This is a genomic window from Syntrophus aciditrophicus SB, from assembly GCF_000013405.1.
Classification (GTDB): domain Bacteria; phylum Desulfobacterota; class Syntrophia; order Syntrophales; family Syntrophaceae; genus Syntrophus; species Syntrophus aciditrophicus.
In genome coordinates this window covers 1,307,077-1,330,072 of sequence record NC_007759.1, presented here as the reverse complement: position 1 = coordinate 1,330,072, position 22,996 = coordinate 1,307,077, and the positions used below count along the sequence as shown (strand labels likewise).

25 protein-coding genes are annotated in these 22,996 nt (G+C 52.8%); 17 read left to right on the top strand and 8 right to left on the bottom strand.

Features of this window, described 5'->3' with window-relative positions:
• Positions 1 to 14: 14 nt before the first annotated feature.
• Genes SYN_RS06200 through SYN_RS06190 form a run of 3 tightly spaced genes read right to left on the bottom strand, consistent with a single transcriptional unit; the run spans position 15 to position 3,036 of the window.
• Entirely contained in the window at positions 15 to 473 is a 459-nt protein-coding gene (locus tag SYN_RS06200; protein WP_011417217.1) for an N-acetyltransferase, read from the bottom strand.
• A 3-nt stretch (positions 474 to 476) separates the two neighbouring features.
• On the bottom strand, positions 477 to 2,159 hold the full coding sequence (gene recN / locus SYN_RS06195) for a DNA repair protein RecN (protein WP_011417216.1): 1,683 nt from the start codon (positions 2,157 to 2,159) through the stop codon (positions 477 to 479).
• A gap of 7 nt (positions 2,160 to 2,166) precedes the next feature.
• Positions 2,167 to 3,036: an NAD(+)/NADH kinase gene (locus SYN_RS06190; protein ID WP_041585458.1), complete on the bottom strand. Its 870-nt coding sequence runs from the start codon at positions 3,034 to 3,036 to the stop codon at positions 2,167 to 2,169.
• Positions 3,037 to 3,223: 187 nt separating this feature from the next.
• Between SYN_RS06190 and rdgC the strand changes: the two genes are divergently transcribed.
• Positions 3,224 to 4,354, top strand: a complete 1,131-nt coding sequence (gene rdgC / locus SYN_RS15195; protein WP_148202509.1) for a recombination-associated protein RdgC — start codon at positions 3,224 to 3,226, stop codon at positions 4,352 to 4,354.
• Positions 4,355 to 4,361: 7 nt separating this feature from the next.
• On the opposite strand, the gene SYN_RS06180 is transcribed toward rdgC, so the two are convergent.
• The 5 genes from SYN_RS06180 to SYN_RS06160 form a co-directional block, all read right to left on the bottom strand.
• A complete protein-coding gene (locus tag SYN_RS06180) occupies positions 4,362 to 4,820 on the bottom strand; it encodes a hypothetical protein (protein ID WP_148202508.1) in 459 nt (152 codons plus the stop codon).
• Positions 4,821 to 4,873: 53 nt separating this feature from the next.
• Complete coding sequence (gene rfbB / locus SYN_RS06175) at positions 4,874 to 5,965, bottom strand: dTDP-glucose 4,6-dehydratase (protein ID WP_011417211.1); 1,092 nt, start codon at positions 5,963 to 5,965, stop codon at positions 4,874 to 4,876.
• Between the two features lie 30 nt (positions 5,966 to 5,995).
• Positions 5,996 to 6,916 (bottom strand): SufB/SufD family protein, encoded by a 921-nt coding sequence (locus tag SYN_RS06170; protein ID WP_011417210.1) that lies wholly within the window; start codon positions 6,914 to 6,916, stop codon positions 5,996 to 5,998.
• Entirely contained in the window at positions 6,897 to 7,661 is a 765-nt protein-coding gene (locus SYN_RS06165; RefSeq protein WP_041584806.1) for an ABC transporter ATP-binding protein, read from the bottom strand. Before SYN_RS06165 ends, SYN_RS06170 begins: the two co-directional genes overlap by 20 nt.
• Positions 7,662 to 7,901: 240 nt before the next feature.
• The gene (locus tag SYN_RS06160) at positions 7,902 to 8,729 is read right to left on the bottom strand and encodes a C40 family peptidase (RefSeq protein WP_011417208.1); all 828 of its coding nucleotides are present in this window, start codon (positions 8,727 to 8,729) and stop codon (positions 7,902 to 7,904) included.
• Positions 8,730 to 9,169: 440 nt separating this feature from the next.
• Here SYN_RS06160 and SYN_RS06155 point away from each other — a divergent pair, with 440 nt between their 5' ends.
• The 16 genes from SYN_RS06155 (at position 9,170) to SYN_RS15185 (ending at position 22,964) form a co-directional block, all read left to right on the top strand.
• Entirely contained in the window at positions 9,170 to 9,670 is a 501-nt protein-coding gene (locus SYN_RS06155) for a transposase family protein (RefSeq protein WP_011417207.1), read from the top strand.
• Positions 9,671 to 9,787: 117 nt separating this feature from the next.
• A complete protein-coding gene (locus SYN_RS06150) occupies positions 9,788 to 9,958 on the top strand; it encodes a Flp family type IVb pilin (RefSeq protein WP_011417206.1) in 171 nt (56 codons plus the stop codon).
• Between the two features lie 191 nt (positions 9,959 to 10,149).
• Positions 10,150 to 10,314, top strand: a complete 165-nt coding sequence (locus tag SYN_RS06145) for a Flp family type IVb pilin (protein WP_011417205.1) — start codon at positions 10,150 to 10,152, stop codon at positions 10,312 to 10,314.
• A gap of 69 nt (positions 10,315 to 10,383) precedes the next feature.
• Positions 10,384 to 10,926 (top strand): A24 family peptidase, encoded by a 543-nt coding sequence (locus SYN_RS06140; protein WP_011417204.1) that lies wholly within the window; start codon positions 10,384 to 10,386, stop codon positions 10,924 to 10,926.
• Positions 10,927 to 10,989: 63 nt separating this feature from the next.
• Positions 10,990 to 11,877, top strand: a complete 888-nt coding sequence (gene cpaB / locus SYN_RS06135; protein ID WP_011417203.1) for a Flp pilus assembly protein CpaB — start codon at positions 10,990 to 10,992, stop codon at positions 11,875 to 11,877.
• 5 nt (positions 11,878 to 11,882) lie between these two features.
• Positions 11,883 to 13,394, top strand: a complete 1,512-nt coding sequence (locus SYN_RS06130; RefSeq protein ID WP_011417202.1) for a type II and III secretion system protein family protein — start codon at positions 11,883 to 11,885, stop codon at positions 13,392 to 13,394.
• A gap of 24 nt (positions 13,395 to 13,418) precedes the next feature.
• Complete coding sequence (locus SYN_RS06125) at positions 13,419 to 13,697, top strand: hypothetical protein (RefSeq protein WP_011417201.1); 279 nt, start codon at positions 13,419 to 13,421, stop codon at positions 13,695 to 13,697.
• Between the two features lie 33 nt (positions 13,698 to 13,730).
• Positions 13,731 to 14,153, top strand: a complete 423-nt coding sequence (locus tag SYN_RS06120) for a TadE/TadG family type IV pilus assembly protein (RefSeq protein WP_148202507.1) — start codon at positions 13,731 to 13,733, stop codon at positions 14,151 to 14,153.
• A gap of 41 nt (positions 14,154 to 14,194) precedes the next feature.
• On the top strand, positions 14,195 to 15,286 hold the full coding sequence (locus SYN_RS06115; RefSeq protein ID WP_041584804.1) for a TadG family pilus assembly protein: 1,092 nt from the start codon (positions 14,195 to 14,197) through the stop codon (positions 15,284 to 15,286).
• Positions 15,287 to 15,390: 104 nt separating this feature from the next.
• The gene (locus SYN_RS06110) at positions 15,391 to 16,602 is read left to right on the top strand and encodes an AAA family ATPase (protein WP_011417198.1); all 1,212 of its coding nucleotides are present in this window, start codon (positions 15,391 to 15,393) and stop codon (positions 16,600 to 16,602) included.
• 31 nt (positions 16,603 to 16,633) lie between these two features.
• On the top strand, positions 16,634 to 17,962 hold the full coding sequence (locus SYN_RS06105; RefSeq protein WP_011417197.1) for a CpaF family protein: 1,329 nt from the start codon (positions 16,634 to 16,636) through the stop codon (positions 17,960 to 17,962).
• An 11-nt stretch (positions 17,963 to 17,973) separates the two neighbouring features.
• A complete protein-coding gene (locus tag SYN_RS06100; protein WP_041584803.1) occupies positions 17,974 to 18,951 on the top strand; it encodes a type II secretion system F family protein in 978 nt (325 codons plus the stop codon).
• A gap of 13 nt (positions 18,952 to 18,964) precedes the next feature.
• Positions 18,965 to 19,918 carry a type II secretion system F family protein gene (locus SYN_RS06095; protein WP_011417195.1) on the top strand — a complete coding sequence of 318 codons (954 nt, stop codon included), beginning with the start codon at positions 18,965 to 18,967 and terminating at the stop codon, positions 19,916 to 19,918.
• Positions 19,919 to 19,985: 67 nt separating this feature from the next.
• The gene (locus SYN_RS15190) at positions 19,986 to 20,999 is read left to right on the top strand and encodes a LytR C-terminal domain-containing protein (protein ID WP_011417194.1); all 1,014 of its coding nucleotides are present in this window, start codon (positions 19,986 to 19,988) and stop codon (positions 20,997 to 20,999) included.
• Entirely contained in the window at positions 20,999 to 21,997 is a 999-nt protein-coding gene (locus SYN_RS06085) for a tetratricopeptide repeat protein (protein ID WP_011417193.1), read from the top strand. Before SYN_RS15190 ends, SYN_RS06085 begins: the two co-directional genes overlap by 1 nt.
• Before the next feature lie 478 nt (positions 21,998 to 22,475).
• Positions 22,476 to 22,964 (top strand): TadE/TadG family type IV pilus assembly protein, encoded by a 489-nt coding sequence (locus SYN_RS15185; protein ID WP_049749920.1) that lies wholly within the window; start codon positions 22,476 to 22,478, stop codon positions 22,962 to 22,964.
• The last annotated feature ends 32 nt before the right edge of the window (positions 22,965 to 22,996 follow it).

The window sequence follows — 22,996 nt, the reverse complement described above, 5'->3', positions numbered from 1 at the left end:
TTCGTCGTTCCTGCTCAAAGTTCGAGGTCCATGGCGACTTCGTCGCAGTAGTCGGGATATTTCGCGCAACGGAAGCAGTCCGACCAGACCTTTTCCGAAAGAGTCGCCCGGTCCACAATCTTGAATCCCAGCCGCGAAAAGAAATCCACCTGATAGGTCAGGGTAAAGATGCGGAAGAGATCCAGGGTAATGGCCTCGGAAACACAGGCTTCTACAAGTTTTCGGCCGATTCCTTCCTTCCGCCGCGATTCGTCGACATAAAGAGAACGAATCTCGGCCAGGTTTTCCCAGATGATGCTCATGGCGCAGATGCCGATAATGGCGTTCTTTTCTTCATCGATGTATACGAAAAAATCCCGCAGATTGCCGTAAATGTCCATGAGGGAACGGGACAGCATCTCCCCCTTTCCCGAAGAGATGTTGATCAATCGATGAATCGTTCTCACATCGCTGATCCTTGCTTTTCTGAGCATTCCCTACCTCCCGGCCGCCCGGGCCAGCATTTCCCTGGCATGGCGCTTCGTCGTTTCCGTCATTTCCCTCCCCCCAAGCATCCGGGCGATTTCTTCCGGGCGCTCCTCATCGGAAAGAAGTTCAATCCGGGTTGTCGTCCGGTCGCCTTCCGCCGCCTTGATTACCCGATAGTGCCGTTCCCCGTAGCAGGCAATCTGGGGCAGATGGGTGATGCAGAGCACCTGATGATGGCGCGCCACATCGCGGAGTCTGTCTCCCACGCGATCCGCCGTCTCCCCGCCGATGCCGCTGTCCACTTCGTCGAAAACGATGACGCCCACGGCGCCGGCCCGGGCCAGGACCTTCTTCATCGCCAGGATGATGCGCGACAGCTCCCCGCCGGAAGCAATGCGGTTGAGCGGCTTCGGCTCCTCTCCGGCGTTGGCGGAAAGGTAAAACTCGACCAGATCTATTCCCCGGGGATTGAATGGCGGATTGCCCTCTTCTCCTCTCTCCTGAAAGACGACGTCAAAGTCCGCCGCCTCCATGCGCAGGCCGCGCAGCTCCTCCTCGATCGCCTGCTCCAGCACGGCCGCCGCCCGCCGCCTTGCCGCGGAAAGCTCTTCCGCCTTCTCTCTCATGCGGGTTTCGATTTCCCGCAGCGATGCCTGGGCTTTCTCCAGAGTCTCTTCCAGGCCGGACAGCTCCGACAGGGAATTTTCCAGTTCCGCCTGCTTTTCCAGCACTCCATCAAGGGAGCCGCCATATTTTCTTTTCAGCCGCCCCAGGATTTCAAGCCGCTCTTCAATGCCAGCGAGCCTGCCGGGGTCCGGAACGAGTCGCTGCCGGTAATCCCGCAGGGTAAAGGCGGCTTCCTCCAGGGAATAATACAGGGCGTCCAGCTCCGCTTCAGAGAGATTCAGAGATTCATCGAGTTTCCGGATGTCCCGCACACAGGAAATTACGCTTTTCAGGGACGCCAGAACGGAGTCTCCGCGATCGTAGAGGAGCTCATGGGCCTGCCCGGCGGCGTCCATCAGCTTCTGCACGGAAAGGAGCACCTGCCTTTCCGCGGTCAGCCGGACATCTTCACCGGGGATCACGGCTGCCTTATGGATTTCGTCCAGTTGAAAGCGGGCCAGTTCTTCCTGCTCCGTGCGCCGGTTTTTTGCCTCCGTCAATTTTTCAACGCGTCCCAGAAGATCCTGCCGGGTTTCGTACAACGCGCCGTAGCCGGATCGAAGGGGATTCAGGTCGCCGAAGGCATCCAGCATGTCCAGATGACGATCCGCATTCAACATGACTGAATGTTCCCGCTGACCGCAGATGTTCATCAGCGATTCGCCCAGGTCGGCCAGGAGGTTCAGGGTCGCCATGCTGCCGTTGATGTAGACCCGGTTTCTGCCCGAACGGGACATCACCCGCCTTACAATCATCCCCTCGCCGTCGTCAAGGCCTGCCTCCGCCAGCTTTTCCCGCACGGGGTCGCCTTCGTCCAGATCGAAGAAAGCCTCCACCTCCGCCGCTTCGGCCCCGGAGCGGATCATCTCCGTTGAGGCCCGGTCTCCCAGCAGAAGTCCAATGGCGCCGATGATGATGGACTTCCCCGCGCCGGTTTCACCGGAAAGAATATTCAGCCCCCGGTCGAAGGATACATCCAGGGCGTCGATCAGGGCGAAGTTGCGAATCTTGAGTTGCGCCAGCATCCTGAGCTTATCGGTTCATGGCGGGCAGTCGGCCCCATCCCAGTTTGGATCGCAGGATTTCGAGATAATCCCGGTTCTGAGAAGAAACCAGGGTGGTCATGTAGCGGGATCGGCGGATGATCAGAATGTCCCCCGATTTCAACGCAACGGACTCCTGTCCGTCAAGGTCGACGTTCACCCCTTCATCTTCCGACCAGATCTTCACGGAAACGGTCATTGTGCAGGGCAGGATAACAGGCCGGTTGGTCAGCGTATGGGGACAAATCGGATTAATGATGATGGCATCCTGGGAAGGAAAGACGATCGGCCCTCCTGCGGAGAGCGAATAGGCCGTCGAACCGGTGGGGGTGCTGATGATCAGCCCGTCGGCCCGGAATGTCGTCAGATAATGGTCGTCGACGGCGGTCTCCATGTCGATGATCCGGGAAAGATTACCCCGGTTGATGACCACGTCGTTGAGTACGGTGTGCTCGCAGAGAATCCGCCCGCCTCGCATCACCTCCATATCGAGCATCATCCGCTTTTCCGTCGCGTAATTCCCGCAAAGTATCCGCTCCAGGGAGGGATACATTTCGTTGAGGTTGATGTCCGTCAGGTAGCCGAAGGCCCCGAGATTGATGCCCACGATGGGAATGTCGAATTCCCGGACGGAACGCGCCGCTCTCAGCATGGTGCCGTCCCCTCCGAGAACAATCAGCAGATCGGCCTGAGCGGCCAGGGAACGCCGGTTCATCCCGCCGGGCTCCCCCAGAACCCCGGCAATCTCCTCATCGAGGAAAACCTCCATGCCCTGATCCAGCAGCCAGGCCTTCAGTTCCGCGGCGCATCCCAGCGCCTTTTCCTTCCGAATATTGGCGATAATCCCGATTTTTTTAATCCGCTTTCCGCCCTGCATCCCCCGGCTCCTTCATGGAGAAAAAACTGCACTGAAGTATCATAAACAACCCGCAGTGTCCACGATATAATTGTACCGTCCCGGTATTCCTCTTGACAAAATTCAACCGGATGGGATAGGTTCGCGCATTCAAATTTTCAGGGCTTTTCTGCCCGGCGAGGCTTATCTTATGGGACTGCTTAAAGGAACACTGACTTTTTCACTTTACCGTCTGGAAGGCTCATTGCCTCAACAGGCCGACGATTTCATCAACCAGCAGCTCCAGGCTTTTGCCTTCCGCAACATCGGCCTGACCTCGGAAGAGAAGGCCATGGGCTGGACCAGCCTGGAAAACGTGCTGGATACGGACTTTGAGGGCGCGAAATACATCTGGGGCGATTATCTCATGCTGGCCCTGCGGGTCGATAAAAAAACAGTCCCCCCCTCCCTTCTCAAAATCCGCCTGATGGAAGCGGAGCAGGATTTCCTCGCCGAAACAGGACAGAAGAGAGTTTACCGGGAACAGCGGGAGGATATCCGGGAGCGGGTCCATCTTGAACTGTTCAGCAAGACCCCGCCGGTTCCGGCCTTTTACGAATTCTGCTGGTCCGTGTCGCAGAAAACTCTGCTGTTATGCACATTGTCCGAAAAAGTGATCGACGATTTTCAGGATTTCTTCAAGCAGACCTTTTCCCTGCCCCTCTACCCCTACACCCCCTGGGATCCCCTCTGGCTGGATGAAGAACTGACAAGCCGCCTCTCCCTGGCGGAAAAGGCCGGACTGCCCGATGCCGTCGGCACTGCGGGACTGGCAGCCGTGGACCGGACCTCCCTGGGCCGCGAGTTCCTGACCTGGCTGTGGTTCAAAAGCGAAGAACGAAACGGGATGATTGAAATTCCAGGGAAGGGGGATGTGGAGCTGATCTTCGTCCGCCGCCTGGTCCTCGAATCGGGAGACGGGGAATACGCGGAAACCGTGGTCTGTCAGGGGATGCACGCCGATCTGCGAGAGGGGAAGGAAGCCCTGCGCCAGGGAAAGAAGATCAAAGAAGCCCGGATCAAGCTGGGCAAGGATGAAGATAACTGGGAATTCACTCTGAAGGCTGATCGTTTCTCCTTCCAGTCCCTGAAGCTCCCCGTCATGACGGACAAGCTGGACGACCCGGAAGACCGCGACGGCGCGATCCTCGAACGGATGTATCTGATCGAGACGGCCACAAAAACGATGATTTCACTCTTCCGCCTGTTTCTCGATCTGCGCCTTTCTCCCCGCTGGCTTTCCACCGAAGCCCCCCGCATCAAGAACTGGCTGCAGCAGTAAACCGGACTTATTTTTCCCAGTCGTGGATGGCTTTCAGCTTGGCTTCTTTTTCTTCCCGTTTGTGAATGGGGCGGAAGGAGTATTCGATGCGGCCGCCTGATTTTTCGCTGTATCTGAGGCAGATATCCAGTTCGGCGCCCGCCCAGTAACAGCTTTCCGTCTCCTCCTCTTCGTTGCTTACGGAGACGCCTTCGCCGTGGGTGTCAAAAAAGTGTCTTCTGATTTTCTTGAAATCTTCACGGGAATCGACGATGACGCTGACGCGGTAAAACCGGTTCCGGTAAAAGGAGTAAACGATGTCGGAAACCTTCGTGTCGTCGATCTCCAGCAGGTCTCCCTCCAGGCGGAAAGACGTGATGTCCCCGTCCTCACGGACAGGCAGAAAGGTCCGGCCGGTCAGGCTATCCCGGCGCTGCCCCCAGAGAATCCCCCGGAAGGCCATCGGTTCATTGAGAAAGGCATCCATTCTTTTCCTGTCCTCCGATTTCTCCTTGTTTTTTCCGGCCTGTTTCAACCGCTCTATTTTTCCACGGCTGCTGTCTGACTGACGGATGAATCCCCGTATTGTTCATCGATCCATGCGGCATATGCCCCGCTGCGTATCCGGTCGATCCATCCGGGATTGTCGAGATACCAGTTGATCGTCCGTCTCAACCCCGTGGTAAAGGACTCCCGGGGACTCCACTTCAATTCCGCATTCAGTTTCGTAAAATCGATGGCGTAGCGGTGATCATGCCCGGGACGGTCCGCCACGAAGGTGATCAGCTCCTGCCGGGATTTCCCATCACCCGCCGGACGCACTTCATCGAGGATATCACAGATCAGCCGGACAATGGCGATGTTCTCCATCTCAGACTGGCCGCCCACGTTGTAGGTTTCCCCCCGGCGGCCGGAATTCATGATCGTCCAGATCGCCTCGCAATGATCGCGGACATACAGCCAGTCCCGGACGTTCTTCCCGTCGCCGTAAACCGGGAGGGTCTTGCCTTCCAGGGCGTTGATGACGATCAGGGGGATGAGCTTCTCGGGAAACTGATAGGGTCCGTAATTGTTGGAGCAGTTGGAAAGGGTAATGGGAAGGCCATAAGTCACGTGATAGGCCCGTACCAAGTGATCCGACGACGCCTTGGAAGCGGAATAGGGACTGTTAGGCCGATACGGAGTCTCCTCCGTGAAGTAGCCTTCCGGCCCCAGGCTGCCATAAACCTCGTCCGTGCTGACGTGATGGAAAATCTGGAAGCGATCCCCCCGCGCCCTGGCCAGTTCGAGCAGATTGAATGTCCCCACGATGTTGGTCTGGATGAAGCTCTCCGGCCTGCGGATCGACCGGTCCACATGAGACTCGGCGGCAAAATGGCAGACGGCGTCGATTTCGTATTCCGCAAAAATTGCCTTCATCCGGTCGGCATCGCAGATATCCGCCTTTTCAAAGCAGTATCGCTCCCCGAATTTTTCTGCCAGCCCCGCCAGATTTTCCGGATTGCCCGCGTACGTCAACTTGTCCACATTGACAATCCGCCCCGCAAAATTCGCCTCTTCCAGCAGATATCGAATAAAGTTGCTGCCGATAAACCCGCAGCCCCCTGTCACCATCAGATTCTCTATTTTCATTGCGATTTATCTCTCCTCACCCCTCGCTTTCTACTTCAGGAAGCCCTGGATGATGCGGTTGACGGCGTCGTCGTAGGAAAGGCCGAGGCTCATGAGCTTCATGAGCTGGTCGCTGGCGATCTTGCCGATGGAAGCCTCGTGGGTGAGTTCGGCGTCAGAGTGTTTGGCCTTCAGAGAGGGGATGGTCTCGTTGGTTCCGTTGTCCATGATGATGGCGTCGCATTCGATGTGACCGAAGCATTTCGCCAGGGCCTCGATGGTTGCGTAGAAATTCTGATTGGAGTTTCCCTTGATGACGGAACGGGAAATCATGTTGGCCCGGCTGTTGTCGCCCGCCAGCCTGATTTCATTTTTCGATACGGCCGACTGCTCCTTCTCCGTCAGGACGCGCTCCATGATCATCAGCAGGCTGTTCGCCTCCAGGGTCGCTTCATTGACGCGATTGGCCTCATCCACGCCGCCGATCTGGGTCAGTTCCATTTCCGCCTGCGCCCCTTCCGCAAGAAAAACCTTCGTCGTGGGATTGAGCGTCCGCCTGCCCGATCCAGCACCCGTGGCGTAATGCTTCTCCACGTATTTCACCTTTGCCCCTTTGCCGACGCGGAATTCATGGATGCCCGCGTGCCCTTCCGGGCTGGCCGTCCCGCAGTGGATGCCGCAGCCCGCCACGATGGTCACGTCCGCCCCATCGCCGATGATGAAGTTGTTGTAAACCACATCGTAGAGGCCTGCCTGGCTGAGAATCACGGGGATATGCACCGATTCGTCTTTCGTCCCCGGCGCGATGGTCACCACGATCCCCGTGCCGTCGGCGTTGCTTTCGATATCGATATTGGCGGTGGTTGCCCGTGTCAGCAGTTTCCCGTTCTTTCTTATATTGTAGGCCCCCTTGGGAATGTCTTCCAGGTCGGCGACAGCCTTGAGCAGGTCCTTATCTAAAGCATCTAACATTGTGTTCCTCTCCTTCGCAGCAGGGTTTGAAATTACAGATACTCAGATCGTTGAGCAGGGGCAGTGCTTCGTCCAGGGTGCCGCGGAAAACAAACTGCCCGCCATTGATGATCAGGATCTCGTCGGCCGCATCCAGAAAGACCTTGTTATGGCTGACCACGATCGTCGTCGTGCCGTATTCTTTCTGCTCTTTTTTAAGAAGGTCCACCATGGGGCCGATGGTCCACAGGTCGATCCCCGTGTCGGGTTCGTCGTAGATAGCCAGCTTGGGATTGCGGGCGATGGTGGTGGCCAGTTCGATCTTCTTGATTTCGCCGCCGGAGAGTTTCGCGTCCACCGCCTTGTCCAGGAAGTCGAGGGGGCAGATCCCCACGCGCATGAGCAGTTCGACCAGCTTGTCCTCCTCCTCGATGCCTGTGGCCAGGCTCAGCAGTTCCCGGAAGGTGATCCCCTTGAAACGGGCCGGCTGCTGGAAGCTGTAAGCGATGCCGGCCTTGGCCCGATCCGTGATGGAAAAATCCGTAATATCCTGACCGTCAAAGATAATCGATCCGGACGTGACCGGATTGATGCCCATGATCAGTTTTGCCAGGGTCGTTTTGCCGCTACCGTTGGGACCGGTGATGGCATAGAATTTCCCCTTTTCGAAATTAAAATTGATACCGTTGATGATCCCGCGCTTTCCTCCGCCTTCGGAGCCCTCGCCGCGGTCCACCGCAAAGTGCAGATCTCTGAGTTCCAGCATTGCAGGCAACCTTTCTCTTTCCCGTAATGTTTCCACGAAATTAACAATGAATGTCCGTCTTTTCGGAAGGATTCATCTTATTTAAAAAATGCTCAAAGTCAACAGGCAAAACACCATAATTCCACAAAATGCACGGGATTTGATTTCCGTGACATACCTGTTGACAGAATTTCACTTGTGTAATCTGTATATGATTGTAATTTCGACAAGAAACGCTGCCGGGTCTCCATAGTCAAGATTTTACAGATACGTCCGGCTGCCCGCGTAACGCCTCGCGTAGTAGTCTCTGTCCAGGGATTCGACGCGGATGTTTTTGCCCGTGGCCGGCGCGTGGATAAACCGCCCGTCGCCGATATAGATCCCCACGTGGGAGATGGGTGCACCGTTGCCGTTGGCGAAAAAAACGAGATCCCCCTTCCGCAGGCAGTCACGATCCACGGGCGTCCCCGCTTCAAACTGCTCCCGGGAGGTGCGGGGCAGATCCAGGCCGTTCAACTGGTAAACCGCCATGACCAGGCCGCTGCAGTCAAACCCGTTTTCCCGCGACGTTCCGCCCCAGAGATAGGGCACGCCGATAAAACTGTGCGCCGTTTTGATAAGCTGTTCCCGAAAGTGGTCGTCGCCGAGCCGGGGCCGCTGCGCAACATTGTACTCCTCAGGAGTTACGATGTAATACTCGGCAATCACGCCGGCCTGCCTGAGGGTTTCCGCCCTTTTCCGGGCCTGCGCCTTCGCTGTAAAGTTGCCGAAACGGACCTTGTAAAGGCCGGAGGAATGGACGAAATAATAGGCATCCAGCCCCTGAAGGCGGAGAGCCTCCGTCAGCCGCGCGGCGTTTTCGACCCGGGAAAAGGCCCCGGCCTGAATGGTGAAGCCCATGTTGGCCAGCTTTTTCGCCGGTGTTGGTTTGACGCGCACTTCAGGCCGCTGCTGGGGCCAGTAAGTTTTTGATGAACAGCCCCCGAAAAAGGCCGGAAACGCGGCACAGACGATCAGCAGGAACGCGCCTGTCAGGATTCTCACAGGATTTTCAACTTTCCGCCTTTTTTCTTCCCTTCCCTTCCTCATCCCGTCTCCGCCCGAGGTTTAAATAGCGGTATTTTTAGCAAATCCCTGCAATATCCGCAAGATGATTATGCAGCTCAAACCGGATTAATTGCCTGTAATCTAAGTGTATTCCCTCAATTCTTAATCCAATGGATGATTGTTGTTCATCAATACCCTTACATAAAATAAGAGTTATCCCGATGGTTATCCTTTTCAACCTCCTGTAATAAATCCGACAAATGGAGTTGAGCATACCCGGAAAAAGTTATCCCCACAAATAAGAATAACCCTTAGAAAAACTTAAGGGTAACTGAGAAAGAAATTAAGGTTGCCCCCGATGGATGCCTTCAAAAACATCCTGTATGATCGGATCAAAAGTTGACGGAAAAACGGAAATAAGGGGTGTCGGGATTTAATGGATTTCCGAATCCCTGGGAAAGAAACGAAAGGATGACCTCAAAATGGAATTGGAAACGATCACCAAACTCCTGAACATCCCCAATTACAGAGTCACCCGGATCATCCAGAGCACGCCGAAGAACCTCCACCTGGCAGTGGAACCGATCGATCCGGGAACGCCGGTCTGTTCCGGGTGCGGTGAGCCCCACAACGTCCCTGTCCACAGCATGGGGAGCATCACGGTTCAGGATCTGAACATTTGCGGAAGGCGGGTTTTCCTTCAGGTCCCCAAAAGGAAACTCCTCTGCGATAAGGATCGAAAAATCAGGGTGGAAATCCTGGACTGGATCAAGGGCCGTTTCACGGCACGCTTCGCCGAAGAGATTCTGCGCCTGACCACGGTGACCAGTTACCGGGCCGCGGGCTGGTACCTGGAACTTGATGACGAAACGATCCAGAGGATGGGCCGAAGGCGAAAGACCGATGTTTCAGAGTCCAAGGTGAGCAGAAACAAGGATATGGAAACCCGTTCCAGCGCCGGGTCAGTTCGGATTGCCTTCTGAAGCGGATCGGGGGTGCGGAAGGGGTGAATAACAAAGAAGCGGGAGACTGAACGGTGTGAGCTGTTCAGAAATGTAGAAATAAAATTTAAAAACTATTTTAAGAAGGAGGAAAAGAGAATGGAACTGATTAAGAGATTTTTGAAGGATGAAGAAGGCGTGACGGCGATTGAGTATGGTTTGATTGCAGCGTTGATTGCGGTGGTTATTATTGGTGCAGTTACCTTGGTTGGTAAGGGGCTCGATGGCACATTCAGAGAGGTAGCAGGTGAACTTGGTGAGGGTGAGTAAAGGTTAACAAACCCAATTTCTGTATATAGAAACAGTTTTGGGATATTAACTATTTTACCTCAATAGTGGGTGGGGTATTACTTTTCAAACACGTTTTTTGAGTAAAAGTAATGCCCCGCCCATATCATGATGTAGTGGGTTATCAAAAGGCAATTTTTTCTTTTATTATGTGATGGTTATGCGGAGGGCTTATGAGTAAAACTATTTTTTTTCTTAAATCTGAAGACGGTGCAACAGCAATCGAGTACGCCCTGATCGCCGGCCTGATTTTTCTAGCCATCGTTAGCTCGGTATCATTTCTTGGTCAAAGCGTTAAAACAGTTTTATACGATAAGATTGCAGATGCATTTGAATAATGAAAAATTGTTCGGCAATGTAAATTTTGGTTATTTTAGGAATGCATAAGGATATTAAGGCAAGACATTATGACATGCCCTAATTTTAGTAGTAACGCCATTATAATTACCTTATTGGTGGGCATACTTATTACTGCGTCTGTCACTGATCTCCGAGCACACAGGATATCAAACCGACTTACTTATTCCACAATGCTCTTTGGATTGATTTTTTACAGTTTAACTGCTGGCTTTTTTGGATTTCTTCAGAGTCTCAGCGGCCTTTTTCTAGGTTTAGCCCTCCTGATTGTGTTTTATCTTGTGGGGGGAATGGGCGCAGGGGATGTCAAACTGATGGCTGCCGTAGGCTCCCTCCTTGGCCCCCAGGGTGTTTTCGCTGCCTTCCTCGGAACGGCACTGATTGGTGGAATTTACGCACTCATTATTTTAGCTGCAAAAGGTTATCTTATGGATACCATGAAGCGTTTCGTGTTGATGCTTAAAACTTTTTTTATGACAAAAAAGTTTATTTACATACCTCCCCCACGGCCAGAAAAGGCGCCCCTGCTCTGTTACGGCGTCGCGATCTCGCTGGGAACATTGGCCAGTGTGGCATACCGGATGATTTTGTAATCGGTTATTCATAGTTAACGCATCTCCTTCGGGAGATGAATTTGTTTTTTAAGGAGAGGAGCAATGGATAAAAAGAAGCATCTCATTTTCCTTGGAGGGGCAGTTTTTCTCGCCCTGATTGTAACCCTGCTTGCCTACAACTGGATTCAAAAAACAGCCACGGCAAAGGCCAAGCCCCAGGAAATGCAGAAGGTGGTCGTTGCCGCATTCGACGTTCCCTGGAGCACCGTGCTGACCAAAGACATGGTCCGCACCGCCACGTTTCTCAAGGAAAGTCTTCCCAATGGCTATTATCTCGATCCCGCCCAGATTGTCGGCAGAACCGTGATCCAGCCCATCCGGACCAACGAACCCATTACGGAAGCCCGTCTCGCCCCGACCAGCATAAGGACAGGAGGGGTTGCCGCCGTGATCACACCGAGCAAACGGGCCATGTCCGTCAAGGTAGACAAGGTGGTGGGTGTTTCCGGTTACATCCATCCGGGAAATCGGGTCGATGTTCTGGTCACATTGAACGAGCAGAGAGGGGAAGTAACTGCACCTGTGACTAAGATTGTACTTGAGAATATCCTTGTTCTTGCTTCCGGACCGGAATTCAACGAAACGAAAAAAGGAGAAAAGCCAGCCAACGTGGATGTCATCACCCTGGAGGTGACGCCGGAAGAAGGAGAAAAGCTTGCTCTGGCATCCACAGAAGGAAAGATTCAGCTTGCTCTCCGCAACTTCGGCGACAATGAAGCCGTAGCCACCCGCGGTGCCAAGATTCCCAATCTTTTAGGCGCCGCCACCTATGCGCCACCCGCTCCTGCATCGGCCCGAACTGTTTCCCGGCCAGCCGTCCAGAAGGCAAGACCCGTTGTCGCCGCAGCGCCGCAGAAACCAGCGGTCTTTACAGTTGAAGTGATTAAAGGAAGCAAAGTCAGCGAACAGAATTTTGAAAAGGGGGAATAGCGAAGATGAGACCTTGTCCTGGTTTGAAAGTGCATTTCGTCGCCTGTTGTCTGATATCAATTGCATTATGTTTTCTTATTGCCCTGCCCTGCGTAGCAGCCGGACCGGATAGGGTAGTCGTCAACACATCCCGTCCTCAAAAGTTAACCTTAACCGTGGGAAAATCGACAATCGTCGAATGCCCGCAGAACCTGAAACGCGTTTCCATCGCCGCCCCGGATTACGCCGACATCCTTACCCTCTCCCCCCGCCAGATCTACCTGACGGGAAAGATGGCGGGGAATACCAATCTGACACTCTGGCGGAGCGATAACTCCGTCATGTCCGTCATCGATGTGGAAGTCCTCCCCGATGTCGTCGGCCTCAAGGAAAAGATCCATTCGATGATGCCCGATGAGAAAGATATCCGAGTGACGGCAACTCCTGATGCCATCACCCTTTCCGGAACGGTCTCCAGTGCGGCCAACATGAACCAGGTAATGTCTCTGGCCAATTCCTATGCTCCAAAAGGCAAGGACAAGACCGGCGGCGTCAACAATTTCCTGGAAGTGGGCGGCGTTCATCAGGTCATGCTGGAAGTTCGGGTTTCGGAGATGTCCCGCAGCCTGATCAAAAAACTGGGGATTAATTGGAATTACCTGAGCGAAGGCGGCAATACTTTCGGAATGTCTATGCTGGATAATCTCACATACACAGTCTCTCCGAGTGATGCCAACATTCAACCGATGACCCACCTTTCAGCATCTGAAGGCGCGGTATCTGTTGGAACGCTTGTTTCCAGCAGTGTGGGCCTTGCATTCCGTTTCTTCGGCGGAGGAGCAACCTGGACCCTCTTTATTGATGCCATGAAAGACCAGGGTCTGCTGAAAGTCCTGGCAGAGCCCACCCTGCTCACTTTGAGCGGTAAGACGGCCAGTTTCCTTGCTGGCGGCGAATTCCCCATCCCGGTTCCGCAAGAGGAAAATATCACCATCGAATACAAACCCTTCGGTGTGGGCTTGAACTTCACCCCGACCGTGTTAAGCAACAAAAAAATCAGTATGCAGGTATCACCGGAAGTGTCTGACCTGGATTATACTAACGCCGTAGCCGTTGGAGGGTATGCGGTGCCGTCGATTACGACACGGCGAGTGGCAACCACCGTTGAACTGGCAGACGGCCAGAGCTTCGCCATTGCGGGTCTGCTGAAGGACGATATCCGTCAGATCGTGCGGAAAGTCCCTCTTCTCGGAGATATCCCCGTGCTGGGCAGTCTTTTCCGCAGCAGCCAATTCCGCAAGAACGAAACTGAACTGGTCATCATCGTCACACCTCGTCTCGTCAAACCGCTGGATATGACCAAGCAGACTCTGCCCACGGATCAATACGTCGAGCCCAACGACTTTGAGTTCTATCTGCTTGGAAGTCTTGAAGGCAAGGGAGAGAACGACTCTGCGACTCCGACCCCGGTTTCGTCAGCCCTTCCTGGTGATAAAACCGGCGGACTCGAAGGCGATTTCGGATACATTCGACCCTAACTGCGGGAAAGGAGGAATTGAAGCATGAAAAAATCATTATGGATCGTAACATCATTTATCATAGGAGCGTCTTTTCTGATTTCAGCCTGTACGTCCAGTCGCGTGGAAATGGATTACGGCACATCGCACAAACTGGCTAAATTCAATCAGACATTGAATCCCGCTGCGGAGAAAAATCTGAAACCCGTTACCGGCATGGACGCCCAGGCTTCCGAGAAGGTTGTGGAGAAGTACCGAAAGGATTTTGAAAAACCCGCCCCTGCCCAGAACGTGACCATCAATCTGGGAACGATGGGGAGATAATGGTCATAACCAGCTTTGCTGGAGGGTTGCACCATGAGAAAGTTAAGAGAACATAAAGGCGCCGCGGTTGTAGAGTTTGCCATTGTTCTTCCGATTCTGCTGGTCCTGGTTTTCGGCATCATAGAGTTCGGGATACTTATATACAACAAGCAAGTGCTTACCAATGCCAGCCGGGAAGGGGCACGTGCGGGGATTGTTTATATCGACGGAACTTCACGCGTTCCCGCAGGAAATGCGTCTAACTCTGACACCATTAAGGGCATTGTGAATGATTACGCGAACGATTATCTTATAACATTCGGCAGCAGCATTCCGCTGAATACTGATGTGGAATTTCCCGAAGGTCAAGACTCTGGTGATCCGCTCATAGTTACGGTGTCTTATGGCTATTCTTTTATCCTCTTCCCCGTCACTGACTACCCGATAAAGGCCAGAACGGTTATGAAATATGAATAACATGATTTTTTATTCGTCTCTTGTTTGATGAGGTTATTGTGATGAAAACAGCTGAACACTTCGGTTTTAAGCTGAGGGAACGGAAAGGGGCTGTAGCCGTTATCGTGGCTCTGGCCATGACGGTATTCCTGGGTATTGCCGCCATGGCCGTGGATGTCGGACACATCATGGTGGTGAAGAACGAACTCCATAATGCCGCAGATGCCGACGCCCTTGCGAGAGCAAATTTGTTATATGCACATACACCATCCGGATTTACCTCGGCGACCCCTCCAACACCGGACTGGGCCGCTGCTGAGTCTGCGGCAAGCACGATTGATCCGGCCAATAAATCGGATGGCGTTACCCTCACCAGCTACGAAGTGGAGACGGGCTACTGGAACCTGGATCAGAACCCGGCGGGCCTTCAGCCGAAAAGCATCACCCCCGGCACCAGGGATGTCGCGGCAGTTAAGGTAACAGTGAGGAGAGTTGATGGAACGAATGGCGGGTCAATCCGTCACTGGTTTGGTGCATTTGTTGGAAACTTGACTTCCAATGCGAGCGCGACCGCCATTGCCATATGTTCAAGCCCCGGCACGGCCAAACCAGGCACACTCGTGCCGATGGCCATACCCCTTTGGATAGCTAAAAGAGCGAGTCATTACAACAGCCCTTCAAATCTTCTTACAATAGGCTCGGCCTATCACTATGACGCATATGCTCCTGTAAATCCAGATGGGGACCCATATACGAACACCGTCGCCGGTCAGTGGACGTCGTTGACCTCGGATCCCATCAATAACGCAAATCATCTTAAAGATATAATCGTTAACGGCAATTCCAACCCACTTTCCATCGGCGATCCGCTTTATATCGAGCCAGGCACCATGGATGTAGGGTATCATGACAACTATATGGGGCTATATGAAGGTCAAACTGTTTTCCTCCCTGTCGTCGATGCCGTTCTCAGGGATGCAGTCAAACAGAATCCCGCTCCTCCCATAGAAGCCTTTATTGGTTTTCATATCACCAAGGTAAGCAGCGGCAAGGAAAAATATATCAGAGGTTATTTCGTAGAAAACGCATATCTGGGCGGTGGGCCGGGTGGTCCCTATTATGGCGCATGGGTTCCACCGGTGCTTGTGTATTAAGTACGGACAAAACCATGAAAAGTAAAACATTATGCTTAGCCAGAATCTTCGCTATGCCACAGTCTGAGATGATGCTCATATGTGCGGGAAAGGAGAAATAGTAGATGCCATTACGAACGCTGTCAGTAAAGATCATGGCAAAGGCGACAGAAACGGAAAGGAAATTGAAGGAGATTCTTTCTTCTGTTGAAGGGTTTTCCGTTTTAAATGATGATTATTCAGAAATGTCCGATATCCTGATTCTGGAAGTCGTCGATCCGCCGGAAAAGGATTTTCAGTTCGCCAATGTGGCTCAGAAAACAGGAAGGGCCCGCGCGATCTTTCTGACTTCATCCATCACCCAGCCGGAGATCCTTCTTGAGGCCTTCAAACTGGGAATCAAGGGGTTTTTCCCGCAGCCCCTGGACAAGAAATATGTTCGGGAAGCCCTGATCAATTATCGCGGCAGCTGGCAGGAAAGTCCAACCGCGAGAACGGAAGAACCAGAAGTTGAACTTGGGCAGATCGTCAATTTCTTCGGCAGCAAGGGGGGTGTAGGAACCACGACGCTGGCCGTCAATCTCGCGGTCAGCCTTGCCGCACGTAAAGAAAAGCCCAGGGTTGCCCTGCTGGACATGAATTCTTCATTCGGAGAAGTCTCCATGTTCCTCGGTATCGAATCCGCCTTCGACTGGGTCGATGTCGCCAAAAACATCGACCGCCTCGATGCCACCTACATGATGAGCACATTGACAAGGCACGAAACGGGAGTTCATGTTCTGCCCTCCCCCATTCGCCTTACCGAGGGTTACAGAACCAACCCCCATGTGATAGAGACGATGCTGCGGCTTATGCAATCGATGTTCGACTATGTCATTCTGGACAGTGGACAGTCCCTGGACGACAACACCAAGGCTATTATGAAGATCTCCGACTTGACTCTGCTGGTCTTCATCGCCAGCCTTCCCTGCATCATCAATCTGAAGCGGATTCTGGAAACCTTCCATGGACTGGGTTATCCCTCCGACGATTCTGTGGAGATCGTCGCCAACCGTTCACTTAAGAGTGCGGAAATTTCCCAGAAGGAAATCGAATCGTCCCTGAGGAAGACGGTCTATTTCACCTTCCCAAACGATTATCGTAATACCATGAGCGCCATCAATCAGGGGAAACCCATTGCGGCGATCGACAACAAATCCGAAATCTGTCAAAAATTCAACGAACTGGCAGCCCTGGTCGCCGAAAGAGAAAAAAGGGAAAGCAAATCAAAGGAATTGTCGGCTCCAATCAAAAAAGGGAAACTGTCACTTTTTGTAAACAATCTTTTCAAAAGCTGAATTATAAAGGAATTTAAAGGAGGACTTATCCATGGCATTCGTGCAATTGCTCAAAACGGGGAAACCTGATGTCTTTTCCCAGCAGTTGAATGAGCTGAAAGCCAAGGTCCATGACCGGCTCATTGAAATTCTCGATCTTTCCCTGATCGAAACGCTCGATCCCACACGCCTGAAGCAGGAAATCGGCCGGATCATCGAAAGGATCCTGGCGGAAGATGAATTTGCCATACCCATGAATGCCGAGGAAAAGGCAAGGTTCTGTCAGGAAGTCCAGGACGAGGTGCTGGGACTCGGCCCGATCGAACCCCTGATGCAGGATCCCACGGTAACGGATATTCTCGTCAACGCGCATGATCACATTTATGTGGAGCGCTTCGGCAAGCTGCATCTCACCGACTCCCGCTTCAAAGACAACGCCCATCTGAAAAAGATCATCGATCGCATCGTTTCCAACGTCGGGAGGCGCATCGACGAATCCTGCCCCATGGTGGACGCCCGTCTTGCCGACGGATCCCGTGTCAATGCCATCATCCCTCCGCTGGCCATCGACGGCCCCATGCTTTCAATCCGCCGGTTCTCCGCCGATCCTCTTGAAATGGATGATCTTATCACTCTGCGCACCCTCACCCCGGAAATAGCTGAACTCATCAAGGGGATTGTCGCCTCCCGGCTGAATGTCCTGATTTCCGGTGGAACCGGTACGGGGAAAACCACGATGCTCAATGTCCTTTCCCGGTTCATTCCATCCAACGAGCGAATCGTCACCATCGAGGATTCCGCCGAACTTCAGCTCAAGCAGGAACACGTTGTCCGTCTGGAAACGCGGCCGGAAAACATCGAAGGAAAGGGGGAAGTCACCCAACGCGATCTGGTTCGGAACAGTCTGCGTATGCGGCCGGACCGGATCATTGTCGGCGAAGTCCGCTCCGCCGAAGTGCTGGACATGCTTCAGGCCATGAACACCGGCCATGACGGCTCCCTGACGACGATTCACGCCAACACCCCGCGCGACGCCCTGCTCCGCATGGAGACCCTGGTCGCCATGTCCGGCCTGAATATCCCGAATGACGCGATCCGCCGTTATGTCAGCTCGGCCTTGGACGTCATCATTCAGGTGGCCCGTCTGGTGGACGGCAGTCGAAAGCTGGTCAGCCTCCAGGAAATCACCGGTATGGAAGGCAACGTCATCACCATGCAGGAGATCTTCAGTTTCAAGCAGACCGGCGTGGATGCCAAAGGCCAGGTCAAAGGACGGTTTGAGGTCAGCCCGATTCTGCCCAAGTTCCTTGAACGCTTCAAGTCTATGGGCATTCCCATTCCGAACGAGCTGTTTTTTTCCAATAAAGTGATGGAACTGTAAGGGGGATGGATATGGACTTTCTTCCGTTTGTCATCATCTTTATCAGTGTAGTCGCCGTTGTGGAAGGATTTGTTTTTCTCATTTCCTGGCGAACTAATCCGGAGAAGAAACGGATCAACCAGCAGTTGAAGATGCTGTCACGCCAGAAGGAGCAACTTGCCTATGATGATTTCGACATTACGCGTAAGACCAGAGAATTGAGCAGTGTTCCCTGGCTTAACGAGCTGCTGCAGAAGATCCCTCGCCTGCTGCCGACCGACCGCCTTATCGAACAGGCCAGAGCGCCTTACACCATGAGTGTTTACATTCTGGCCGCGCTTCTGCTCTTTTTTGTAGGAACATTAATATTCCACGCCTTAACAAAAACCTTCCTTGTGGCGGTTCCTGCGGGTCTGGCGATGAGCTACCTGCCCTTCCTATTCCTTATTATGAAAAAGAACAGCCGGATGAAAAAATTCGATGCACAGCTTCCCGATGCCCTGGACCTCATGGCTCGCGCCCTCAAGGCCGGGCACGCCTTTCCCGGCGGGATTCAGATGGTGGCCAAGGAATTTGATGACCCGATCGGAATCGAGTTTGCCAAGGTTGTGGAGGAAACGAACTTCGGCGTGGGCGTTGAGGAAGCCCTGCGGAACCTTGCAAACCGGTTTGACTCATCCTCTGACCTGAAATTTTTTGCCATTGCCGTTATGATTCAGCGGGAATCGGGGGGAAATCTCGCGGAAATTCTGGAAAGTATCGCCCGCATCATCCGTGAACGGTTTAAACTGATGGGCACCATCCGGACCCTGTCGGCGGAAGGCCGTTTATCGGCCATTATCCTTGTGGCGATTCCCTTTTTCGTCGCCTTTGCATTGAGCATCATGAATCCCCAGTATATCACGGTCCTTGCTACGGATCCCATCGGTAAAGCACTTGCTTTCACCTCGTTGGTCATGATGGCTGTGGGCATCTATATCATGAAAAAAACGATTCAAATCAAGGTGTGAGAGGAGAGATGCCATGAATACGCTGATCCTGATCTCGGTCATGATTTTTGGCGCCACGATTCTTTTTTTAACAGGCCTTTATCTTTACATCAGGTACGTACGAGAACACGCGCAACTGCTTGACAAAATAGAGAAAGGCTCTTCAATTCCTTCTATGGACCTCGACTCGGGGAGCGATGTCTCTCCCGCTCGTCAACTGCGAGCTTTATTCGTCAGGATTACAGGGCGTTTAGGTGAACTGGTCAAACCTAAAAAAGAAGATGAGGTCGCCAATTTTCAGAAGCCCCTGGCCCGGATCGGCTACCGGGGAGCGCATGCCACCTTGTTTTTTTTCGGGATCAAGGTTCTGCTTGCCGTTCTTTTGCCGGCATTGTTTCTGATGGCAAAACTTCTTGCAGGCATCGCCGTGAATCCCCTTGCTGTAATGATTATTACCCTGGCCCTCGCTCTGGTCGGCTTTTACCTGCCCAATCTCTGGCTGCGTCTGAAAATCGGGGCGCGGAAAGAAAAAATCATGGAGGGTTTCCCCGATGCCCTCGATTTGATGGTCATCTGCGTGGAAGCGGGAATGGGGCTGGATCAGGCGATCAACCGGGTCGGTGAGGAAATGAAACTGAGCTGCCCGCCGATTTCCGATGAATTCAGGACGCTCAACATGGAGATGCGCATGGGAAAATCCCGCAGGGAAGCCCTGAGAAACATGGCCAACCGGACGGAACTTGATGATGTGACGAGCCTTGTTACCCTTTTGATTCAGACGGATCAGTTTGGAACGAGCATTGGTCAGGCGCTCCGTGTTCATTCCGATTCCATGAGGGTTCAGCGGCGCCAGCGGGCGGAAGAAAAGGCGGCGAAGCTTCCTCTCAAACTTTTGTTTCCGCTCATTTTCTTTATTTTCCCGTCCCTGTTTGTCGTCATCATGGGACCCGCGATGATTCAGGTTTTCCACGCACTGAGCAGCAGATAAGCAGATAATTTAGCAAAATAAAATTTGAATAACATTATACACATTCAATTTTCCAGGGAGGCTGAACATGAAGACACGCATTCAATTGATTCCCTTGCTTTGTAAACCTCTTGTCATTTTCCTTGTTCTTTTTCTTCCCTTTTTTCTGACATCATGCACGTCGGAAAAAAACGCGTTTCAGGAGAAATATTTTTCTCAGGTAAGGCCCTTCCGGGGCAATGCCGAGGCGCATTATCAGCTTGCCTGTCATTATCAGGACAGGAACCGGCATCGGGAGGCGCTGGAAGAATTCAGGAAGGTTATCGCCATCAATCCCGGTGATGTCCGGGCGTATAACGGAATCGGAATATCCTGCGACGCGCTGAAGGATTTCCCCCGCGCCTATCTGGCCTATGAAAAAGCGTTGAAGCTGAATCCCCAGGCCGGTTATGTTTACAACAACCTCGGCTATTCCTATGTCCTTCAGAAGCGCTACAATGAGGCGGTTCTGGCCTTCCGCAAAGCGGCTGAACAGACGGGAAATGAAGCCATGAGAGGCAAAATCGGCAACAACCTGAATATGGCCCTGGCCCTTTCCGAAAAGCCGCAGATGGCTGCCGCCATTCAGCAGGATGCGCCTGCGTCGACTCGAATCGCGGCTGTCTCCGTGAATTCCTTCGATCTGGACGGTCACATCAGGAATCACATGATTCAGCGGAATCCCCTGGCGGATCAGCCCGCTTCCCGGGCTTCCGCATCCGCCACGATTCCTTCCAATTCCGTAAATAAGGCCGACATCGCCATTGAAGTCGCAAACGGCAACGGCGTGCGCCACATGGCCCGCAATGTAGGCGAGTATCTGAAGAAGCAGGGATACAATGTCGTGCGGCTTACAAACGCCGATTCCTATAACTATTCCAAAGGCAATGTCAGCTATCGCCCGGACGGTCGGCAAACCGCACAGGAAATCGCGGCCATCATCCCCGGCGAAGTGGATATGAAAAAGCTTAATGATGGAAACAGAAAAGACGTTCGCGTCCGCGTTCTGGTCGGCAAGGATCTTATTCCCTATAAAAAGGTCTTCACGGAGGATCGGGGTTAATGAAGGATTTCAGCTCACGTTCAAGTGCCCGCGGCGTTTTGACAAAGCTCGCGCTCCTGCTCACAGTGACCACGGCAGCCTTGGGAATTCCGGGTTGCGCCACGTCGAACAATCCTCAGAAGGCCATGATGAAGCAGATGGCCTACCATCAGGAACTGGCCCAGCAGAGGGCGGAGGCCGACATGGCCTTTGAAAAGGAGCTGGCCATCAAGGTCCCCGAAATGAAGGCGGAAGGCTATGAACAGGTTGGGGACAACTACATCCGTCAGGGCAATATGGATATGGCCTTTCTGCAGTACGAAAAGGCCCTGAGTCTCGATTCGGATTCCGGTTCCGCGCGCTACAAAATGGGCCGGCTTCTTCTCAATCGTGGTCTGAATAATGAAGCCATGAAGACCTTCGAGGAGATGAAAAAGAAAGATCCGAAAAACGCCCTGGCCTATGAAGGCATCGCCCGGGTTCACCTCGCCCTGAAAAATTATGAAAAGGCCGGAAAGAATCTGGAAAAGGCTCTTCAGATCAAGCCGGATTTCTGGCAGTGCCATGGCCTTTTTGCCTTCATGTATGACCGTCAGAATCGCTACAATGACGCAATTGAATCCTATCAGAAGGCGATTGCCGTCAAGCCCGATTCTTTCCTGCTCTACAACAATCTGGGGATGTCATATTACATGATGGGCGAATACGGCAAATCCGTAGAAGCGTACACGAAGGCGCTGAGAATCAACGAAAAAGTGCCGGCGACTTACAACAACCTGGGCATGGCCCTCGGAAAACTGGGGCGCTTTGACGACGCCATGAATGCCTTCAAGAGGGCCGGCGACGAAGCATCTGCCTGCAATAACCTGGGCATGATTTACATGGCCGACAAAAAATACGAAAAAGCCCTGACAGCCTTCGAAAAAGCTATTGAACTGAAACCCACTTTTTACGTCAAGGCCAGCGAAAACATGGCAAAAGCTAAAGCAGCCATGAAAAACACCCCCTCAACACCATAACCTTACTTTTTGCGCCGGCTTTCATGACAACGGATACAGAGCTGATTTAATTCAGAAACCCGATCAATGGCAAAATCAGGAGTAAACGGGACAGGGATTCCGAAACTCATTGGTAGCAGCGGAAAATCGTCCCTGAATTTAAGTATTTTCACTTAGATGAAAATAAGAATTTTCAACGCGATAAATCCTTTTTAACCCGATTTATTAACATCAAACCAGATAATATGATGAGTCGTCCAGCGAACCAGTTGCCAAGTTGCTCCCCTGCTTTTTACATGGAGGGTAGAAAACTGGCCACCTTTGAAAAGGCTCTTGAATTAAAACCCGGTTTCCATGTCAAAGCCCATGAAAATATTGGCCAGGCCGAATCAGCCAGGAAAAACGCCACCGGGGACAAACAACGGCTTCTCAAGAAATGTAAGCTCTTACATCGGGCCTGATTTACTTGGCGAGGATTTCAATCAAGGAGGTGGACGGAATGAAGAAAATAAGCAAACGGATTCTTTCCGACAGCAGAGGCGTGACAGCCGTCGAGTTCGCACTGATCATGCCGTTTTTCTTCCTCCTGCTTTTTGCCATCATTGATTTCGGCTGGTACTTTTACTCTCAGCACACGATCCAGTTCGCCACCCGCGAGGGAACCAGGCTTGCCCTTGTCGGAGTTCAACTCAAGGACAAAGACGGCAATGAAATGAGCCGGGAAGATTCGATCATAAAGACAATCCAGGATAACGCAGCCTTAGCGGTGGACCCGGCTGCACTCCAGATAAGCATCTATCCCGTCGCCGCGGGCTATTCTGATCCGGAAGGCTGGGAGGAGAGTCAGAACCCCGGCAGCGGCGGCGACTACATGCGGGTGCGTGTTCGCTACACCTATCATTTTCTTACCCCACTTATTGGAAATTTCTTCCCGTCGGGGGCCAACGTGATCCAAGCCCAGGCGCTATACAGGAACGAGCTGTTCTGAAAGTTTTTCAATACACAGTATTTTCCGCTTAG

What these genes read in the sequence shown, in the direction of transcription:
- SYN_RS06200 (WP_011417217.1), bottom strand. Translation starts at nt 473, where the DNA reads ATGCTCAGAAAAGCAAGGATCAGCGATGTGAGAACGATTCATCGATTG.
- recN (WP_011417216.1), bottom strand. Translation starts at nt 2,159, where the DNA reads ATGCTGGCGCAACTCAAGATTCGCAACTTCGCCCTGATCGACGCCCTG.
- rdgC (WP_148202509.1), top strand. Translation starts at nt 3,224, where the DNA reads ATGGGACTGCTTAAAGGAACACTGACTTTTTCACTTTACCGTCTGGAA.
- SYN_RS06180 (WP_148202508.1), bottom strand. Translation starts at nt 4,820, where the DNA reads ATGGATGCCTTTCTCAATGAACCGATGGCCTTCCGGGGGATTCTCTGG.
- rfbB (WP_011417211.1), bottom strand. Translation starts at nt 5,965, where the DNA reads ATGAAAATAGAGAATCTGATGGTGACAGGGGGCTGCGGGTTTATCGGC.
- SYN_RS06170 (WP_011417210.1), bottom strand. Translation starts at nt 6,916, where the DNA reads ATGTTAGATGCTTTAGATAAGGACCTGCTCAAGGCTGTCGCCGACCTG.
- SYN_RS06165 (WP_041584806.1), bottom strand. Translation starts at nt 7,661, where the DNA reads ATGCTGGAACTCAGAGATCTGCACTTTGCGGTGGACCGCGGCGAGGGC.
- SYN_RS06160 (WP_011417208.1), bottom strand. Translation starts at nt 8,729, where the DNA reads ATGAGGAAGGGAAGGGAAGAAAAAAGGCGGAAAGTTGAAAATCCTGTG.
- SYN_RS06155 (WP_011417207.1), top strand. Translation starts at nt 9,170, where the DNA reads ATGGAATTGGAAACGATCACCAAACTCCTGAACATCCCCAATTACAGA.
- SYN_RS06150 (WP_011417206.1), top strand. Translation starts at nt 9,788, where the DNA reads ATGGAACTGATTAAGAGATTTTTGAAGGATGAAGAAGGCGTGACGGCG.
- SYN_RS06145 (WP_011417205.1), top strand. Translation starts at nt 10,150, where the DNA reads ATGAGTAAAACTATTTTTTTTCTTAAATCTGAAGACGGTGCAACAGCA.
- SYN_RS06140 (WP_011417204.1), top strand. Translation starts at nt 10,384, where the DNA reads ATGACATGCCCTAATTTTAGTAGTAACGCCATTATAATTACCTTATTG.
- cpaB (WP_011417203.1), top strand. Translation starts at nt 10,990, where the DNA reads ATGGATAAAAAGAAGCATCTCATTTTCCTTGGAGGGGCAGTTTTTCTC.
- SYN_RS06130 (WP_011417202.1), top strand. Translation starts at nt 11,883, where the DNA reads ATGAGACCTTGTCCTGGTTTGAAAGTGCATTTCGTCGCCTGTTGTCTG.
- SYN_RS06125 (WP_011417201.1), top strand. Translation starts at nt 13,419, where the DNA reads ATGAAAAAATCATTATGGATCGTAACATCATTTATCATAGGAGCGTCT.
- SYN_RS06120 (WP_148202507.1), top strand. Translation starts at nt 13,731, where the DNA reads ATGAGAAAGTTAAGAGAACATAAAGGCGCCGCGGTTGTAGAGTTTGCC.
- SYN_RS06115 (WP_041584804.1), top strand. Translation starts at nt 14,195, where the DNA reads ATGAAAACAGCTGAACACTTCGGTTTTAAGCTGAGGGAACGGAAAGGG.
- SYN_RS06110 (WP_011417198.1), top strand. Translation starts at nt 15,391, where the DNA reads ATGCCATTACGAACGCTGTCAGTAAAGATCATGGCAAAGGCGACAGAA.
- SYN_RS06105 (WP_011417197.1), top strand. Translation starts at nt 16,634, where the DNA reads ATGGCATTCGTGCAATTGCTCAAAACGGGGAAACCTGATGTCTTTTCC.
- SYN_RS06100 (WP_041584803.1), top strand. Translation starts at nt 17,974, where the DNA reads ATGGACTTTCTTCCGTTTGTCATCATCTTTATCAGTGTAGTCGCCGTT.
- SYN_RS06095 (WP_011417195.1), top strand. Translation starts at nt 18,965, where the DNA reads ATGAATACGCTGATCCTGATCTCGGTCATGATTTTTGGCGCCACGATT.
- SYN_RS15190 (WP_011417194.1), top strand. Translation starts at nt 19,986, where the DNA reads ATGAAGACACGCATTCAATTGATTCCCTTGCTTTGTAAACCTCTTGTC.
- SYN_RS06085 (WP_011417193.1), top strand. Translation starts at nt 20,999, where the DNA reads ATGAAGGATTTCAGCTCACGTTCAAGTGCCCGCGGCGTTTTGACAAAG.
- SYN_RS15185 (WP_049749920.1), top strand. Translation starts at nt 22,476, where the DNA reads ATGAAGAAAATAAGCAAACGGATTCTTTCCGACAGCAGAGGCGTGACA.